This window comes from Chryseobacterium sp. MYb328, assembly GCF_037572595.1.
Taxonomy (GTDB): domain Bacteria; phylum Bacteroidota; class Bacteroidia; order Flavobacteriales; family Weeksellaceae; genus Chryseobacterium; species Chryseobacterium pennae.
Genome location: NZ_JBBGZQ010000023.1, coordinates 39,127 through 57,534, shown reverse-complemented (window position 1 = coordinate 57,534; position 18,408 = coordinate 39,127). Strand labels below are relative to the sequence as shown.

General features: G+C 37.4%; 13 protein-coding genes. 2 read left to right on the top strand and 11 right to left on the bottom strand.

Annotated features, from left to right (window positions below; genetic code table 11):
• Positions 1–97: 97 nt before the first annotated feature.
• A complete protein-coding gene (locus WH267_RS19595) occupies positions 98–520 on the bottom strand; it encodes a MarR family winged helix-turn-helix transcriptional regulator (protein WP_340010443.1) in 423 nt (140 codons plus the stop codon).
• A gap of 52 nt (positions 521–572) precedes the next feature.
• Between WH267_RS19595 and WH267_RS19590 the strand changes: the two genes are divergently transcribed.
• Positions 573–2,822: an excinuclease ABC subunit UvrA gene (locus WH267_RS19590; protein WP_340010441.1), complete on the top strand. Its 2,250-nt coding sequence runs from the start codon at positions 573–575 to the stop codon at positions 2,820–2,822.
• Positions 2,823–2,955: 133 nt separating this feature from the next.
• On the opposite strand, the gene WH267_RS19585 is transcribed toward WH267_RS19590, so the two are convergent.
• From WH267_RS19585 to WH267_RS19560, 6 genes are all read right to left on the bottom strand, one after another.
• Positions 2,956–4,053 carry a phytase gene (locus WH267_RS19585; RefSeq protein ID WP_340010439.1) on the bottom strand — a complete coding sequence of 366 codons (1,098 nt, stop codon included), beginning with the start codon at positions 4,051–4,053 and terminating at the stop codon, positions 2,956–2,958.
• Positions 4,054–4,057: 4 nt separating this feature from the next.
• Complete coding sequence (locus tag WH267_RS19580) at positions 4,058–6,868, bottom strand: TonB-dependent receptor (RefSeq protein WP_340010437.1); 2,811 nt, start codon at positions 6,866–6,868, stop codon at positions 4,058–4,060.
• 119 nt (positions 6,869–6,987) lie between these two features.
• A complete protein-coding gene (locus WH267_RS19575) occupies positions 6,988–7,371 on the bottom strand; it encodes a hypothetical protein (protein ID WP_340010435.1) in 384 nt (127 codons plus the stop codon).
• Positions 7,372–7,527: 156 nt separating this feature from the next.
• A complete protein-coding gene (locus WH267_RS19570; RefSeq protein ID WP_340010433.1) occupies positions 7,528–7,884 on the bottom strand; it encodes a nuclear transport factor 2 family protein in 357 nt (118 codons plus the stop codon).
• 2 nt (positions 7,885–7,886) lie between these two features.
• Positions 7,887–8,474, bottom strand: coding sequence for an FMN-dependent NADH-azoreductase (locus tag WH267_RS19565; protein WP_340010431.1), 588 nt, complete (start codon positions 8,472–8,474; stop codon positions 7,887–7,889).
• Between the two features lie 44 nt (positions 8,475–8,518).
• A complete protein-coding gene (locus WH267_RS19560; protein ID WP_340010430.1) occupies positions 8,519–9,352 on the bottom strand; it encodes a sigma-70 family RNA polymerase sigma factor in 834 nt (277 codons plus the stop codon).
• A gap of 176 nt (positions 9,353–9,528) precedes the next feature.
• On the opposite strand from WH267_RS19560, the gene WH267_RS19555 reads away from it, so the two are divergent.
• Positions 9,529–10,128 carry a hypothetical protein gene (locus WH267_RS19555; protein ID WP_340010428.1) on the top strand — a complete coding sequence of 200 codons (600 nt, stop codon included), beginning with the start codon at positions 9,529–9,531 and terminating at the stop codon, positions 10,126–10,128.
• A gap of 86 nt (positions 10,129–10,214) precedes the next feature.
• On the opposite strand, the gene WH267_RS19550 is transcribed toward WH267_RS19555, so the two are convergent.
• From WH267_RS19550 to WH267_RS19535, 4 genes are all read right to left on the bottom strand, one after another.
• A complete protein-coding gene (locus WH267_RS19550; protein ID WP_340010427.1) occupies positions 10,215–15,863 on the bottom strand; it encodes a hypothetical protein in 5,649 nt (1,882 codons plus the stop codon).
• A 95-nt stretch (positions 15,864–15,958) separates the two neighbouring features.
• Positions 15,959–16,801 (bottom strand): tail fiber domain-containing protein, encoded by an 843-nt coding sequence (locus tag WH267_RS19545; protein WP_340010425.1) that lies wholly within the window; start codon positions 16,799–16,801, stop codon positions 15,959–15,961.
• A 59-nt stretch (positions 16,802–16,860) separates the two neighbouring features.
• Positions 16,861–17,397, bottom strand: coding sequence for a TetR/AcrR family transcriptional regulator (locus tag WH267_RS19540; protein ID WP_340010423.1), 537 nt, complete (start codon positions 17,395–17,397; stop codon positions 16,861–16,863).
• 245 nt (positions 17,398–17,642) lie between these two features.
• Entirely contained in the window at positions 17,643–18,365 is a 723-nt protein-coding gene (locus WH267_RS19535; protein ID WP_340010422.1) for a hypothetical protein, read from the bottom strand.
• Positions 18,366–18,408: the final 43 nt, after the last annotated feature.

Genomic DNA, 18,408 nt, shown 5'->3' with positions numbered 1-18,408 from the left:
AAATAATAGAGTCGAAAATTAACTTTTTAAATGATTATGGTGTTGCCACATTTAGGACTTTCCAAAAACATAAATTAATTATGGCGAATCAGATAGATTAAAGTTTGATTTCCTTCAAAATTTTGCCCAGCAGGTCATTAAAATGTTTAAGCTCAGCGGAACTGAGTATTGTTGCAGCTTGCTGTGTGATTTTTTTTCGGAATGTTTCAGAGTTTTCAACCACAAACCTGCCTTTTTCAGTTGCTGAAAGATTGAACTTTCTCCGGTCCATTTCATCCTGAATTTGAACAATAAAGCCATTGCTGATGAGTATTTTCAACTGCTTGGAAACGGCTGCAGGAGTAATTTTAAAAGCGGTAGCGATCTCTTTTCCTGTTGATCCTTTTTTACTAAGAATAAATTCAATTATATTATAATGAGAAGCCGTTATTCCATTAATATCTCCTCTGTTCATATGAGCGAGAATAAGACACTGGAAATCGGTAAACGTATCAAAAAATTTTTTTTCAGTAGGTTTCATGGAATGAATTTTGATTAACTTAGTTAACTATTAACAAAGTTAATAATTTAAAATGGAAAACATAGAAATTACTAATGCAAGACAGAATAATCTCAAAAATATTTCCATAAAAATTCCAAAATATAAGATCGTAGTTTTTACGGGAGTATCGGGATCAGGGAAATCATCCCTGGTATTTGAGACCATAGGAGCGGAGGCACAGCGTCAGATTAATGAAACGCAGAACAGTTTTATCAGAAACCGTTTGCAGCATTACGGCATTCCGGATGTAGATAAAATCGAAAATCTTAATGTTCCCATTATCATCAACCAGAAGAGACTTGGTGGAAATGCACGTTCCACAGTGGGAACGGCTGCCGATGTATATGCTTCCCTGAGGCTGCTGTTTTCAAGAATGGGACACCCTTTTGTAGGATATTCCAACGTATTTTCATTCAATAATCCACAGGGCATGTGTCCGGAATGTGAAGGTCTGGGGATTGTACAGACAGTAAATGTTACTACCCTGATTGATCAGACGAAGTCTTTAAATGAAGGTGCTATTAAGTTTCCAACCTTTCAACCGGGCGGATGGCGTTTAACCAGATATACACAATCTGGTTATTTTGATAATGATAAAAAGCTGAAGGATTTTACCGCTAAAGAGTGGGATATCCTGTTATATGAACCTGAACATAAACCTAAATGCCCTGATAAAAACTGGGGCAAAACTGTGAAATATGAAGGGATTATTCCCCGGATTGAAAAAACGTTTCTTAAAAAAGATTCCAAAGAAAATATAACAAGGAAGGATGCTTTGAGTAATGTTGTCATCACAAAAGCCTGCCCGTCATGCCAAGGAAAACGGCTGAATGAAAAGATTCTGAGCTGTAAGATCAAAGGTAAAAATATAGCAGACTGTACTGCACTTTCTATTGATGAGCTGTTGGAATTTATCCAAAGCCTGAAATCTGAAGCTTATGAAGTCATAATTAAAGAGCTTTCTGCAAAACTTCAGAATATCATTAATATAGGGCTGCAGTATCTCACATTGGACCGAAGCACAAATTCTCTTTCCGGAGGTGAATCCCAAAGAATAAAAATGGTAAGGAACCTCGGAAACAGTCTGGTGGATTTACTGTATATCTTTGATGAACCCAGTATTGGTCTTCACCCAAAAGATCTGCAGAATATTAATACCATTATTCAGCAGATTAAGGATAAAGGGAACTCTGTTTTGGTGGTAGAACATGATCCGGATATTATAAAAATGGCCGACTGGGTAATCGATATGGGGCCTGGCTCTGGAAAAAGTGGTGGAGAAATTATCTATGAAGGAGACTTCGGAGGATTAAGAAAATCTAAAGGAAAAACAGGATCTTATTTTAAAGAAAAAGCAGTCATAAAAAACGAGTTCAGAAAAGCTAATGGCTACCTTGAAATTAAGAATGCCAGCCTGCACAACCTTAAAGATATCAGTGTAAATATCCCGACAGGAATTATGACTGTTGTTACCGGTGTGGCAGGTTCCGGAAAAAGCACCTTGATTAACCATATTTTGCCCTTGTTTTATCCGGATTTAACAGTGATAGATCAATCTTTATTTACAGCAAGCACCCGATCTAATCTTCTGACGTATTTAAATATATCCGATACAGTACGAAAACTGTTTGCAGAATCCAATCATGTTTCCGAAAAGCTGTTCAGCCGGAATAGTGAAGGAGCCTGTAGAAATTGTAGAGGATTAGGAGTTGAAAAAATAGATTTAGCTTTTATGGATGACATTGAGCAGCCCTGTGAAGTGTGCGGTGGTTCAGGATTTGATCCGAAAGTTCAGCAATATCAATATCATCAGAAAACTATCGTAGAAGTGATGAATATGACGGTTTTGGATGCTCAACATTTTTTTACAGATAAAAATATTTTAAAAAACTTTGATCTGCTGGTAAAACTGGGGCTGGATTATCTGATGCTTGGACAAAGGCTGGACAGTTTTTCAGGTGGTGAAAGACAACGTTTGAAACTAACCCGTGAACTGAAGAATACCCATCAGATTATTGTCCTGGATGAGCCAAGCACCGGCTTACATCCAAGTGATACTCAAAAACTGCTGTCATTTTTTAGTGATCTTGTAGACCAGTATAATACATTAATTGTTATTGAGCACAATCTGGACATCATTGCTCAGGCAGATTGGATCATTGATATTGGTCCCGGTGCCGGAAAATTTGGTGGAAAAGTTTTGTTTGAAGGAACTCCTGAGGCATTATTGAAAAATAAGATTTCATATACTGCAGAATTTCTGAGAAAACATATTGAATAAATAAACCATTAAGATTTTGAAGAAAGTAAGAATTGTTAAGAGAAAAATCTTACGGTTTTAAATAAGCATTATTTAAAGCGAAGCTACTTTTAATTATCCTTAAACTCTTATTAAATCTTAATGATTTAAATTTTTATTGTAACTGCAAATATTCACAACTATCAATTATTGTGCTGTTTGTGCTTGAAAATTGCTTTTTCTGAGCTTTTAAAGCAGCTTGAATTCTTTCATCAATAAGCCTCCAGTCATACAAATGAAATACCCTGCCATTGCTCATAGCTACAAAAACGCCTTTAGGAAATTTTGGACCTAAATTAACATGGGTAACTTCAGAACCATCGCTTTCTAGTGTAGAAACCGGAATGGCTGCTATTCTTCCTTTTGCAGGATTTTCTCTCAGGTATACATTGAAAGAATCATTCTGCTGATCAGATACCAAAATATATCCTTTTCCTTTGGAAGTAGGGTAGATAGAGATCCCTTCTACATCGGATGTAAAATCACCCTGCCCGAAAACAAGAAGTTCTTCATTTCCTTTTGCCGGATCTGCATAATATTGATGAACTCCAAACTGTTCATCAGAATAATAAATATATCCCAGCTCATCATCCACAGCAATGCTTTCTATCTCTTTCAAACCGCTGTATTTTCCAAATTTGCGGACAACATCCCCGATGATGCTTCCATTTTTTTCCGAAAGCTTATATTGCCATAAATAACCATCTTTAGGTCCGGATTTCCTTCCTGCAATCACAAAAATATCTCCTGTTTCCGGATTTTTATACATGGATATTCCCATTGGACCCCGCTCTGTTTCTCCTTCGAATACAGAAATTTCGCCAACCTCCTTCAATTCAGGAAGAGAATACAGATTAATCTTATTGGTTTCACGTTCGGTAACTGCTGCTATGTCTGTCTTTTTTCCATTTAAAACAAAACCATATTCAATATCCACGTTATTAGGACGTTTAAGTCCTGAGACTTTGTGGATGATTTTACCATTAAGATCAAAGGCATAGAGCCCGCCATCCGTGTCTTTATCTGTTCCGATGATGATACTTTTTGATGCGTCATCAGGGTTGATCCATATGGCCGGATCATCGGTGTCATGAACCACGGTTTCTGTAATAACGGTTGGTTTTAATTTCTCTCCTAACTGATTCTGGCTTTTACAGCCTATCACCAAAGGAAAAATGGCAAGTGTTGCTATATAATATGTTATCTTTTTCATGTTTCTAAAAATCGAATTTCACACCTAAGGTAAATCGTGGTCTGTAATATTCTGCCTGTGCAGTTCTGCTTGGGATTCCCTGATAATATCTTAACGGCTGATTGGTAAGATTATTGGCTTCTGCAAAAAACCTTAGCTGACTTGTAATTTTGTAGGAAGCATTGGCATCCAGGAAAAACTGCTTATCATAATAACGGTCATCAAAGGACTTTCCACCCAACTCATCAATATAATGAGAAGCATAATTCATGGAAACCCTTGCTGAGAAACGTTTGTTTTCCCAGGAAAGCGATCCGTTGAACATATGAGGTGCAGCTCCTGGAAAACCTACATCTGTTCTTTCAATACCTTCTTCATTGGTAATCCCTTTAGCCTTGGAGTGGGTATAGGTGTAATTGACATAGATTCCCATGCCTTTCCAGAATGCTCCCGGAATAAAATCTAGTTGTCTTTGTAAAGCTACTTCAAAACCGTAGATGCTTACATTATCTCCGTTGTGCTGTTGGGTAAATTTCCAGTTGTTTTCTCCTGCAGGAATGGGATTGGATTGTCCTGCAAAATCAGAAGCAAAGTCATTTGTAGTATAATTTCTTCGGGAAAAAGTATAAATAAAGTCTTTCAGGTTTTTATAGAAAATACCTCCGGAAAGAATTCCTACTGACTTAAAATATTTCTCTGCCATGAAGTCGAAATTGTAAGCGTAGGTTGCCTTCAGGTTAGGATTTCCTGCTGAAACAATCTCATCCTCTGAGATAACGTTAAGATAAGGAACCAGTGAGTAATAGTTCGGGCGGGCCAGAGCAGTGGTAAATGCTGCACGGAGAACAAGATCATGAACCGGAACATATTTGAAAGATAAGCTCGGAAGTACGTTCGTATAGGTATTGGTATTATTGATTTTTCCAACCAGATCACTTTCGTTCATAACGTAGTTTCCTGTATAGTCAATCTTGGTTGTTTCTACACGAGCCCCAACAATCATGGAAAGCTGATCATTGAAATCCTGATCCCAACGGATATATCCTGCATAAATCTGCTCTTTTGCACTATAATTGTTGGACAGGAATTTTGAAGGTTTCGATTTACCATTGAATAAGGCAGGATTAAATAAGTCTAATCCACCTAAATATGCAGGATCAACAAATGCTCCCGGAACATAATTTCCCGGTTGAAAATTCTGCCCGTCAAGATATAAAGTAGGTACAGACAGAAGGCTTCCCATGTTGGTGGTAGGAGTGAAGGCATAAAAATCATTCTCTCTTTCCTTTTCTTTCAAACGTATGCGGGCACCGGTGCGAAGTCTTCCTTTTTGACCATCAATTACCGAAAAAGGAAAACGCACATTTACTTTGGCTCCAAATTCCTTTTCCTGGGTAAAACTGTTGGCATCAGAAAGATCACTTAATTTATAGCTCCCCAGATTATCTGCTGCAAGAAGATTGAACATGGGTTTCCTTGGATCGCTAAGATCCGGAGAAAAGTTCATTTTACTGTTCTCAAATTCAATATAGCGCTGATGAGGTTTATCTTCGCTGGCTATAGCGTAATTCATAGACCAGTCAAGATCTACCTTAGACCCCAATAAATGTTCTCCTCTTAAAGCATAATTCTGAACTTTTTGTTTCTCAAGACGGGTATTGTCATTAGCGGCATCGCCACCTTTATTCTGTCTTGTGATACTGCCTTTCCAATCTATAATTTCAGACTCATCAGCATTGTACACCGGTTTTATTTTATATCCAAGGGCAAAACGGGTTTCTTTGTCATTTCTGAAATTGTACATCGCAGAAGCATAGATTTTATTCTTAGAATTGAATTCATAATCCATATTAAGATCAAAACTATGTCTGATGCGGTGTTCATTGTAGTGGCGAACTCCCATTTTGCTTACATAAGCAGTCTGAGCCCGGTCATTCGCCAGGCTCCATACCGGTTCTATATTGTCTGAGCCAAAATTATTATTGTTATACGATAAGCTGAGTACAGCTCCCAGTTTTTTATTGAAGAAGCGGTTTCCATATACTAATCCTGCAGTATAATTTCCTTTTTCACGGATTGGGCTGTATCCTCCTGCCAATGTTGCAGAAATCCTTTGGCCGTTAGGAGAAGCTCTGGTAATCAGATTAACGGAACCTCCAATGGCATCAGCATCCATATCCGGAGTAAGGGTTTTATTCACTTCAATGGTGGAAATCATATCAGAAGGAATAAGGTCCATCTGAACATTACGGTTATCTCCCTCAGCGGAAGGAATTCTGTCTCCGTTTAAAGTTACAGAGTTCAGGTTGGGAGCAAGCCCTCTGATGATAAGGTTTCTGGCTTCACCCTGGTCATTCTGTATGGTAATCCCGGGAACACGTTTTAAGGCATCCCCGATATTGGCATCAGGAAAACGTCCAATCTGGTCAGCAGAGATCACATTCGTGATGTTGGAGTTGTTCTTCTGCTTATTTAAGGCTCTTGCCTGGTTTTTCAGGGTAGCTCCGGAAACTACAATTTCAGCAATACTTGTTTCCTTTTTATCGAAAACAATATTTTGTTTTGTATTTTTTTCAGACTCTACAGTAACATTATATTGGTGAATACCGTAGCCCAGATAATCTACTTTCATGGTATAATTTCCGGGTGGAACATTCAGAAATACAAAATTTCCATGTTCATCGGAAGTGGTATAGATATTTCCCGGATTTAAGGAGATTTTGGCTCCCGGCAGGGCAATTTTAGCGTCGTCGTTAATGTTTCCGGAAAGAGTTCCGGTTTGTGCATAGAAAAATAGAGAAGCACAGAACAACGCAGAGGTAAAAATTTTCTTCACTTTCTTTTAATTAGATATAAATTACAGCAAAATTAAACGTCTGTTTGGAAAATGATTTGAATAGAAAATTAAGGTTGTTTTAAGATTTGTTAATACTGGAGCGGGATGTAAGATTTTTGTCAGATTTCAGATCCCAGATTTTTAGATGAAAAATCTCCTTCCAATAGCAAAGTAAGTTCATCACATTTCACAATCTTCTTATCCTCAATGGTGAACTCTGCCAATACTTTATGCAGGACAATACCTCCATCTTTTAATACTGATTTGGCAAGATGATGCGTGAAAATGACATTTCCATTCTCAGCATAGTTGAGGATTTCAATCTTTTGTTCCGCTACTTTCTCTTTAAGCTTTTTAATATGCAGAATAAACTCTTCATAATTGAGCTGATGGTGATCTACAAACTGAATGTAGTCTTTTGAGAAATATTTTTCAATGAATGATAAATCAAATACCGGGTTTTCTAAAATATTAAGAAAAACCTGTTGGATAATGTGTTTCATAGGTGTATCGTTATGAAGCAAAATTACCTCCTATCTTTATCCGTAAACGATAACATTTGTAAACAGTTTGTTGAAAAAATAATCGTAACGTTTAGCCACGAATCCACGAATTATTTTTACTCTTGTATTTTTATTCGTGCATTCGTGGCCTCTAAACTATTTAATTTCTATAGAAGGAATATTGGTGATTACCTGCCATTTTCCGTTTTCCTGAACACAGGCGATAAGGGAAGAAAATAATAAAGTGGGACTTTCCAAAGAAACCTGGGCATACGCAATATTATTTTTCTGTTCCAGAGAATGATAGGTGATCTGACGAGGTTTTCCACCAAATATTTTATCACTTACCAGGCCGATGTATTCCTGTTTGGAAATAATAAATATTCCCGGTTTATCAAAAAAACCGCCCTGAATATTCTGGTAATTTTCGTGAAGAATTTCTTCCAGAAGTGTTGTGTCACTATTATCACCACCTTTAATGAATTGTTCAATGGCCTGTTTAATCTGTTCCATAATTAATTGAGTTGTTTTAAAATTTCGGATTGCTGTAAAGTTATTTTCTCTGTATTTCTGACCTCATCGATCACTGTACCATTCAATGGAAAATAGCAGATATTGGTGATGCCTACATGGTTTAAAAGCAGGGTGAGATGGTTTTCCAATGGATTTCGATGATGCGGATCAAGGGCTATGCCTCCCATGGAAGAAATGATGTAGGCTTTTTTATTTTCAAGCAAGCCTTTAAGCGAAGTATTTCCTGTAAACGTTTTCTTTGTTCTGATAACCGTATCAAAATAAGCTTTTAACGAAGACGGAATTCCATAATTGTACATAGGACAGGTGATTAGGATTTCATCAGACCGGTATAGCTCATCAATCAGTTCATCAGATAAATGGATGCTTTCCGTATCAGGATTTTCGCTAAAGAAAGCATCAACAGTCTTCTGGGTGATATGGGGAACAAGCTGTTGGCTGACATCCCGTTCCAGGATATTTCCATCCGGATTACTAAGTTTCCATTGTTGAATAAAATAATCACCTAATGCTCGTGAATAGGAATTCTCTGTTCTTAAACTGCTGTCGATTCTTAGAAGTGTGTTCATACTTTTTTCTTTAAAGACACACTCCATTTCTAAAACGTGACAGATTATTGCAATCTTTTTAGTTTTTCAGGATCTACAATAGAATAAATCTCACGAATCATTCCCTCAGAATCAATATCCAGGATGTGACAATTATAAATACGGTCATCCTGCCAGAAACAAATAGCAGGCTGATGATTAAACATATGGAAAGTATGCGGTTTTTTACCCAGAAACTGCTGTTGTACATAAGCCAAAAGCTGTGCTGTCGCTGATTTACCAACTTCCACAGCTTTGATAACACGAACACGTTTCCCTCCATCTGCAGACAGCCTTATCTCGTCAATGAGCAGCTTTTCGATATCGGGAACATTGCCTTCACTCAATGCCAGTTGATATTTCTGAAGGATATCAGTTCCTGATGATATGCTGATGTTATCAGGAGTATATTTTACATTCTGCAATTGTTTTCCTGCGCGGCTCAGGAGTTTTCGGGAATTTTCAATGGAAATGTCAAGGGTTTTTGCAATTTCCTGATGAGAATAATCAAAGGCTTCTTTTAGAATGTATACGGCGCGTTCCCTTGCATTTAGTTTTTCCAAAAGAACAAGCAGGGTATAGCGGGTAGTTTGCTCTTTAATAAGCTTATTTTCTGCATTTTCAAAAGAAAGAGGTTCAGGAAGCCACTCGCCATAGACCATTTTTTTGCTGTGCCTGTTTTTAAAATTGATGGCATGATTAATAGTGCTTTTAATCAGAAAATTGGTTTCATTTTTAATTTCAGATTTATCTAAAGAAATATATTTTTCGATTACATCCTGTACCAAATCCTGTGAATCTTCATAAGAACCGGTAATATTATAGGCATAAGTAAGAAGCCTGTTGTAATTTTCCTGCATGATATTTCTTTTTAAGACAAACTTAGTGAACAAAACGTGACGGATTTATAAGATAAAAGATAAAAGATCTTGTCATTAAACAACAAAACCTAAAACAAACACAGCACTACAAAATTGTAATTTTTTTTTCCCAATTTGCACTTAGAAAATACCAACCTTTAAAATCAATCAACAAAATGAGTTCATTCCCGAAGATTTTAACTGATGAAAATGCAAAAGAAAGCCACTCTGATTATAAGAAAGCATTATTTGATCTTACTCCTAATGCGATCACGGTTAAAGAGCTGGGTCATCTGATTCGGATTTATACCACTACTAAAGAGATTTCTTACCGGAATAAAATCCTTAAATTACTGTATAATCATCGAGAACCTGAACTTCATCCGTTTTTTGAAATGGCTTATAAAAAAGAAAGGTATCGTGACATGAAGGTTTATGCCTTACGGGGACTGGCACAGTTTGCGAAAGAAAAAGAGATCATAAAGCTGGTTGATAAGCTTAAAGCTTCACTGGCCAAAACGGAAAAAACAACTCCTTATAATTACCAGGAATACGAATTATTGAAAGGAAAGAATGCATTGCCTTTTTTGGTTGAACAATACAATTATGTTTCATTCAAGGAACTCTTGGCACAGGTGAACGAGCAATATGACAGAATGCCTGATGCTTTTAAAGGACATATTACAATAGATGAGCATGGGGAATTTGTTCATTTAAGAAGCCCTGGAGAGAGTGCAAAAATGATACGATATTTTTTTGATGGGATGAAAAAGTAAAGAGATTAGTCAATAAAAAACCGCATTGAAATTACTTCAATGCGGCTCATGGTTATTAGTTGGTTTGAATGAATTTCTAATAAGTCTTAATCATTATCTACTCTGATCCATTTCCCGTTGTCTACTCCTTCATAGAAGTGATCATTATGGTAGATGATTGCTCCCTTAATATGAGTTTTATTGGCTGGGAGGGTAAGGGTTTCCGGTAAAGCATTGCTATTTCGGATCATAAATACCTCATTTCCTTCTTTTATTACTATTCCTGTTCCTGAAACAATTCTTGTTACCCCTGTATCAGAAGGCGGATTGGATACTGTTACCGGATTTAATTCGGACAGGCGTCTCGCTCCCATATCGGAAGTGCAGCCTCTGAGAATAGTATCCATAAGCATCACAACACCTGGTGTAGGACAATCCGGATTGATGTTTACAATAATTTCTTTATTATTAATTGCAACCGGACATGCTTCTCCATTAGCAAAACGAATGCTTTTGAGACGGTAAACCATTGTTCCTACCTGTCCTTTAGAGTGCAGTACAATCGCTTCTCCGTTAGGTGCAGAAGTAATCATCTGATCCGGACCGTTATTAATGGTATAGGTGAAGATATACGTTTGTGCAAGTGAACCTTTAAACTTTACCTGTATATCTCCTGAAGCCTGCTTCGCAGTACTCATGGATGAAGATGTGGTATTATCTGCAGGTAAGGCAATAGAAGAAATCGTAAAATCCTCCGTAATATTACAGCCATCCTGACTATAGGTTACATTTACCCTGTAATTTCCAGGTTGTGTAAATGTTACCAAACGTTCTGTACTTATGACTCCTGGATTTGGGCTGTTAAGTTTTGTCCAAGTGTAAGTCGCATTAGGATCTGTTCCAAATAAAGCAGAGGCATCATAAGTTTTAGGAAATTCAGAAGCACAAAGCGCTTTGTTTCCACCAAATCCTGCAGCCTGAACATCTGTAGGAATAATCGAAAGATTAGTGGTATTTCCTAAATCCTGGCTGTTTCCATAAGCGCTTACTGCACGGGAGAAATTCATGTCTCTGATGGAGGCGTAGAACATAGTGTATGTTGCTACAGGATCCAGACTGATTGTATTTTGTCCTGCCGTAGATCTCAGGACAGAAATCCTGTTACATGGAGTTCCTGTCATGAAGAGATTTTCAGTAATGGCCTGATGATTATCCACCTGATAAGATCCCGGATTGAAGTACAATGTTTTGTACTTTCCTGCGGAACTCAATGTACTTACACTATTGGTAGTAGTGCTTCCAAGGAAAATCATCTTGTTGAAGTTCCAGATTCTTGTTCCGGTGTTTACAATTCCGTCTTTCCAAACGGTAAGGTCTCCAAAATTGAAGCCTGCCGGAGTATTGGTTGTAAAATACCCCATGTTGGCTTTCACCTCAGCAGCATTTAAAGTCAGTGGATTATTTCCGGTACTGATATAAAAATAAGGACTGTAAAAATTATAAAAAGGGAGTGATGGCATATAATAGTTGGCAATACCAGCACTGTTAGTTCGTGTTCCCGTAATAACAGACTGTCCGAGATCTACAACCGGATTGTTGTTAATGGATTGATTCCAGCTGAAATTAACCAATGTCATCGGCTGGTTGTTGGTTTTGAAACCTGCAGCATTAAGAAAGTTAATATCTCCCTGATATGGACTTTTCAGTTCAAAATAATCCTGAGCATTGATATTCAGGTGAATGAAGGCTCCTTTGGTATCAATATATCTTGTTTTTCCAGTAGTTGTTCCCTGAGCCATAATAATATTTCGGCTCAGTCCGAAAGTAGACATCGGAACAATGACTTTTGTATCACTTTGTAGTGTAAGGTTACCATAAACAGACAGATAATAAGGATTTCCGCCATCCGTAGTAAAATCAAGAACCGGTTGATTGGTTGCATTGTTGAACGTAACATGATTAGCTTTTGAAAGATAAGCTCCCCGAATCTGTATCTTATTCAAAGCTGCTGTGAATCCCGAATTCTGGTCGAAAAATACATTATCAATTGCAGTTGGGACATCACAGCCTGAAACAGATATTCCTCCTGAACTTAATGACCAGTGCTGAGGATCTCTCCATAATCCCTGTCCTCCAACCCAGTAAAGATTTCTAGGAGTAGAAGGAATCGCATTCTGGAAATTGATTCCGGTATTTCCGCCAAGATCTGTACTTCCTGTAGCAGTATAGGTTTGCCCACCAGAAGAAGAAATTGATTTTAATTGTACTTTATCTATTACATAATTGGCTGGATTTGTACTGTAATTAGGCAGAATTAAGGATCTTGATGGAGCATTGGTGCCAGCAAAAGTAAGCCTGTCTAAACAATCTCCTAACATTTTCAAAGATTGGGTAACCTGTAAGTTTCCACTGTCTAAGGCAACATAATTATTCTTTTCAATAACCAGATTATTTACGGCCATATTTGCTTTAATTAGAATGGATGGGTTTACTTTATCAATTCTTGGATTGATTGCAGAGTGAATAATAAAATTATTGATCATGCCCCCAGGGAAACTAAAAGAGATAATATAATCTGTATTTGTTGTAGTATTGGTATATTCTATCTTTTCAAAAAAATGGTTTATGTTACTGAAAGCAATATCGGCATCAGAACCTCCAGAAGACCTGAATAATTTGATCACACTATTGGAAGTCTTTGTAACCGGTTGTTTAGTATTGATTGCAAAGCTGGCATTAACGGTAAGATCTGTATTATCCATCGCCAGTTGTGAACCATTGAGATTAAAACTGTTGATATTCATTACTGTACCGCTTATATCCAAACTGTTACCAGGAATATCTGTCTGACTGATACTGGAAGAGTTAATAAGATCATACTGTGATGTCCCTCTGTTGATTTTCCATTGAGCATCACCCGAGAAAGTTAAAGCAGTTGTAGCTCCGTTGGGCGTTACATTTTTTAAGATCCCTGTAGATTTACTGATATTTGTAAATGTAAATCCACTGAAATATCCGGCATCGTAATATCCGGAATGTAAAACCATATTTCCATTGACATTCATTTTATAGTAATTGCTGCTTCCTGTAAAATGAGATCTTGATCCCGGATTTAATCCACTGAAAGTAATGTCATTAATTGAAATATCATTGGTAAGCTGTATGCTGGTAATCCCAGTAGTGGAAAATCCTGAATGCTGATCAAAGAAAACATTGTCATTAATGCTGGGAAGCCCACAGTTGGCTGTTGTTCTGTTGCTGGAAGGATCCAAAGACCAATGGCTGAGATCATTCCAATTTCCGTTACCTCCTTTCCAGTAAAAGTTTTTAGCAGGAGTAGCTGTGAAGTTGATTCCTGAATTATTTCCGCTGTCTATAGAGTTACTGGCATTGATAGGCTTAGCCCCTGCAACAGGAGTAATATAGCCTGCGTTGATCCCTGAAATATTCATTCTGTTGAGCTGAACGAATCCATTACCATTAATGTTATTTCCAAGGATCAGGTTATTACCGCCCTGGCCCGTAAAAGTGAGAACCAGATCACAGTCTGCACGATTGAATGTCCAGTTGTCGGTGATAGTAAGTTTTACTGTATTATCCCAAAGAATAAGATTAGACGCTGCATTAATGACTACATTTTTTGCCTTGTTGCTTCCGTAGAATCTTATGTCACCTCCGTTCACCTGAAAAGTGTCAGTATTCATGTACTGTATATTTCCAACACTGGTACCTTCCTTATAAACTTTACCGAAAAGATGACTGGTATTTCCTGAACTGGAATAACGTCCATTGTAGTTTTGCATGTACACAGACGTATTGGGTGCAGTAATGGTTTGTTTGGTTAATACATTGATGGTATTTTGGCTTAATAAAGCATTATCTATATTAACTATATTACCACCCAACCAAAGTTCGCCTGCTTTTATTTTTATGCCGTTAGCAAAAAGGTTACTGGCTAAAGCATTATTGTCAAAATTGAAAACACCTCCTACTTCAATATCATAAGATGTTCCTGAGCTAGAAGGCATGAGATAAAAATTATCATTCCCTGAGATAGCCAATTGGGTTATTTTCTGGCCTTCAAAACTCATATAACGATTGGTAACAGGATCTCCTCCATCATATTTAAGGAAGTTCATGACTATAGGAGCAGACATATCCTTTTGAAAGTAAAGGTTACCATATAAAGTCATTGCGATATTCAAAACAGGATTGGCTGGAGCATTATTCCAGGTCATGTTTCTTGCTGAGGCAACTGCCCCGTTGTTATTAATGCTGTTATTCCCGGTTGTAAAGCCTGAGTTTCCATCAAAAATGACATCATCATACAAGGTAGGAATACAGTTGGCAGAAGGACCTCCTGAAGTAAAAGACCAATGAGCCGGATCACTCCAATTGCCACCGCCACCTATCCAGTAATAGGTTTTTGCTGTTATTCCCGGATAGGTAATATTACCTGTATTATTTCCACCGTTTATTCCCGCTGTTACAGAAGCACCTCCTGTAAGCCTTACAATACCTAAATTATAACCATTAAAATAGACCGCTCCATTTCCATTGATAGAAGCCGGAAGGATTAGATTTACTGGCAATGCAGGATCTACAGCAGCAAATTTAGGAATGATTCCGTTGCATGGAGCATTAGCAGTAAGCGTTTGGTTCACCTGGAAATAAGAAGCCGGACCAGAAGTCTGTCGGAAATTATATTGTCCGCCATTCAGTGTCAGATTATTAATGTCAAATTGGGTTGCTCTGAATATGTTGTTTCCCTTGCCAAGGGTCAAATTTTTTATTTCAAACCGGTTTCCTAATAATTCAGTACTTCCATCTCCTGAAACCATATCATTGGCTTTCAGAAGATCAGCGTTAATGATACAGGAATATAAATTAAATTTATTAAAATGAAACTGAGATCCTGTAAAATTAGCCCCTGAGGTCCCCACACCGGAAACCTCATCCACCGTCAGAAGATTACCACCAGATATCTGAGCAAATCCCGAATAAGTAAGAAGAATTTTTTTGATATTCTGGGTAGTCTGTATGTTCAGGACAGGGAAGGTAAGGGTTGCCTGGGTAAAGTTGGCAGCCGAATTTAATGTCATTGTACTTGTAGTAGTTACCGTAGATGACCTGAAATTAGAGGCCGCTGTAGAATTGTAATTGAATACCATTGTATTGATATTCTTATTATCCGTATCTAAAAAAGCGCTGTCGCTGATGTTGAAATTGAAAAAACCATTGCTGGCAAAGTTTTTCACAAGTTTGAAGGTTCCATTCCCTTTAAGATTAAAAGATGACTGATAACCGCCACTGATATAGGAGGGATCAATCATATTATCAGGAACATCAATCATATTGGGAGTCAGATTGGTGCTTTCTGAAAACAGATTCATGGTAAGATTATACAGTGCTGTTGCATTAGACTTCCATTTCAGGTTTCCATATACATTAAAAATACTTGCTGATGGAAAACTTAGTTTGGTAGTAAATGAATCATCTATAATAAAATCTTTACAGGTAGCAGATGATGGAATGGTTAACGTTCCTCCACTGGCAGGAAAACCGCTTCCTGAAGTAATATAAACATTATCATACCTTGAAGGGATAATAGTAGCAGCCTGTCCGGATGCTGAACCTATTCTCCAGTGGTTGAGGTCACTCCAGCTACCGGTACCGCCCACCCAGTAATAATTATTCTGGGCAAACAGAATTTGGCAGGTAAGGAATAATAATATGAAATATAATTTATGTTTCATGTTCTTAGAATTACAAAATTGGTAATAGATTGAGAGGCCTGTCTCAATCTTTGCTAAACATTGCACCCCACTGAATTGAGGCGCTCTGGTACTGTTTATTTGCTGTTTTTCAGATGTTGCAATTCTTTCTGTAATTCTTCGATTTTTTTACCTTGTTCCTGGGCGGTTTGCAATAATAGGGGAATCAGTTCATTGTAATTGACAGATTGATAACCATCATGATCAGTGCTGACGATGTTGGGCAGTACTTTTTCCACTTCCTGGGCGATAAGCCCATATTGAAGTTGGGAATTTCCGCCTTTCTTTTTTCCTGTTTCGTTCCAGAAGTAGGAGACCGGTCTTAATTTGTTGATGATTTCACGAGAAGATTTTATTTCTGTAATGTTTTTTTTCAGCCTTTCATCAGAATTATAGTCTATGGCACTTGCTTTTACTGTACCTGCTACGTCCAGTTTTGCTGTTGCAGAAGGAGCTGTCCCAATCCCTACACTTCCAGTTCCGGAAAAGACAAGGTTTTTACCATTAAGGTCTACGTTTCTTGAGGCTAAAGGAGTTGTAATAGCACCATCAGAAGTATAAATATTAGAATTCGTTCCCATACTTTCCCACTGTGTTCCGTTCCAGAAGTAATAACCGGGCTGTGTGATCTTTGCCACTTTTGAAGTAGGCGAAACGGGGGTGGCCGTTGCGTAGATCATCAGGGATTCATTTCCAGGTTGGATGCTAGCTGTCATGGTTTGGATCTGGTCTCCGGTAAGACGGGGAATCATAAGACCTTCAGCCTGTGAAGTACCGTCTGTTTTGGCTGTAATATCCAGAGTAGCTTTAGGATCGGGAGTATTCATTCCGATTCTTCCGGCCTGAGAATAGAAAAATGAACTGATGGAGATGCTTCCGATAAGACATAGCCTTACCATTGCAGAATGAGGCTTCTGCACAAAAGTAGAGTTTTGCATAGTTTCTTTAATTGCTTTTATTTGAGTATATTAATTCTTCCCTAGTGTGAGGAGTGAAATAGATTTTTAATAACGGTTTTGGAGGTTTCGATTAACTCATTTGATCTGTAGAGCTGACTGGTCAGTATAGAGCTTTCAAAAAGGAGATAAACATGTGCGGCCACTGCCTCATCCTTAATTTCGTCATTGAAGAAAATTCTCAGTTTATTTTTATGATGACGGAGAACAGAATGAATTTCTTCCTTGTCAGCAGGTATTTCAGATAAAATATTCCAAAAGCTGCAGCCCCGGAAGTCTTCTTTTTTATTCATATACATAAGAAAATCAAAAGACTTCAGTATTTTTTCTTCAGAAGTTGAGGTATGAGATATGAATTTTTCCAGTTCAGATACCCAATAGTCATACCTTTTGTTGAGAAATTCAATACACAGATCATCTTTAGACTTGAAATGCTGATAGAAGCTAGCCTTTGAAACGCAGGCTTCTTCAATAATCTGATTAATACCAGTACTGTTAAAACCCTGTTTATGAAACAAAAGAAGGGTTGTGCTTAATATTCTTTCGCGAGGTTTGGACATTGGTTAAAGTTTTTCACAAATGTAATTAAAAAATGAACAGACTGGTGTGTTTGTTAAAAAATCATTAAATAATATTTCACATTGGGCTATCCGTAAGCATGGCGGAAATCCGGAAAATCACAAATACAAATAAGGATAGTACTCAATTGAAAGTGCGATAGATAGGAAGGTTGGTCGTACTGTTCTTATTTCGTACTTTGGATTTTTAGTCCATTTTTTATCTCTTTTTAATACAGGAATATTGATTAAACAAAGCCTCCGGCATAATAAATCTGTATAATAAAAAACAGCAGCGTGAAGAATGCTACAACATAAGGATGATAACTCAAGTTTTCCTTCAGAATATAATGCAGCGCTTTGAATAATTTGATCAGCCCGATAATAGCCATAATGATAAATACAAAGAAGACCATGAAAAATACATAATCTCCGGATGCATAATTTCCTGAATCTTTCAACTTGTCCAGATGATCCATATAAGACTGTATATTTACGGTATGTCCAATGAACATAGCGGAAAGAATGAGAATAAAAAATGGAGTAGAGGTATAAACAGTAGTATAGATAAAGGAAAAAAGTAAAGTACGGAAAGTCACGGTATTTACCTTTTCCTTTTTATACCATAACAGGATTACACTGAAGATGACAGCTGTAAAATTATTCATCAGAAAGATAAACAAAGCTTTTTCAACCATGCTTAATCCTTTGATCTTGGAAAGAAAACTCTGCTCCCCGCTGTAGTCCATTAAAAGTACCGAAACGATTACAGAAGTATACACGGAAAGTTTGATGGGAGACAGATAATCGCGGAAACGTTCAGTTTCCTCTTTTTCCATCTCATGAACAGAAAAATCATAACATCGGCGGGTATCCTGAAACAATTTGAAAATGGTTACCGGAACCAGCAATATTTCAATAATAATCTGAAGACACAGTTTCTCAAAACTGTCAATCAATTTTTCGAACATACACAGGTATTATGGGAACGGGTTCACTATGCAATTTAATCAT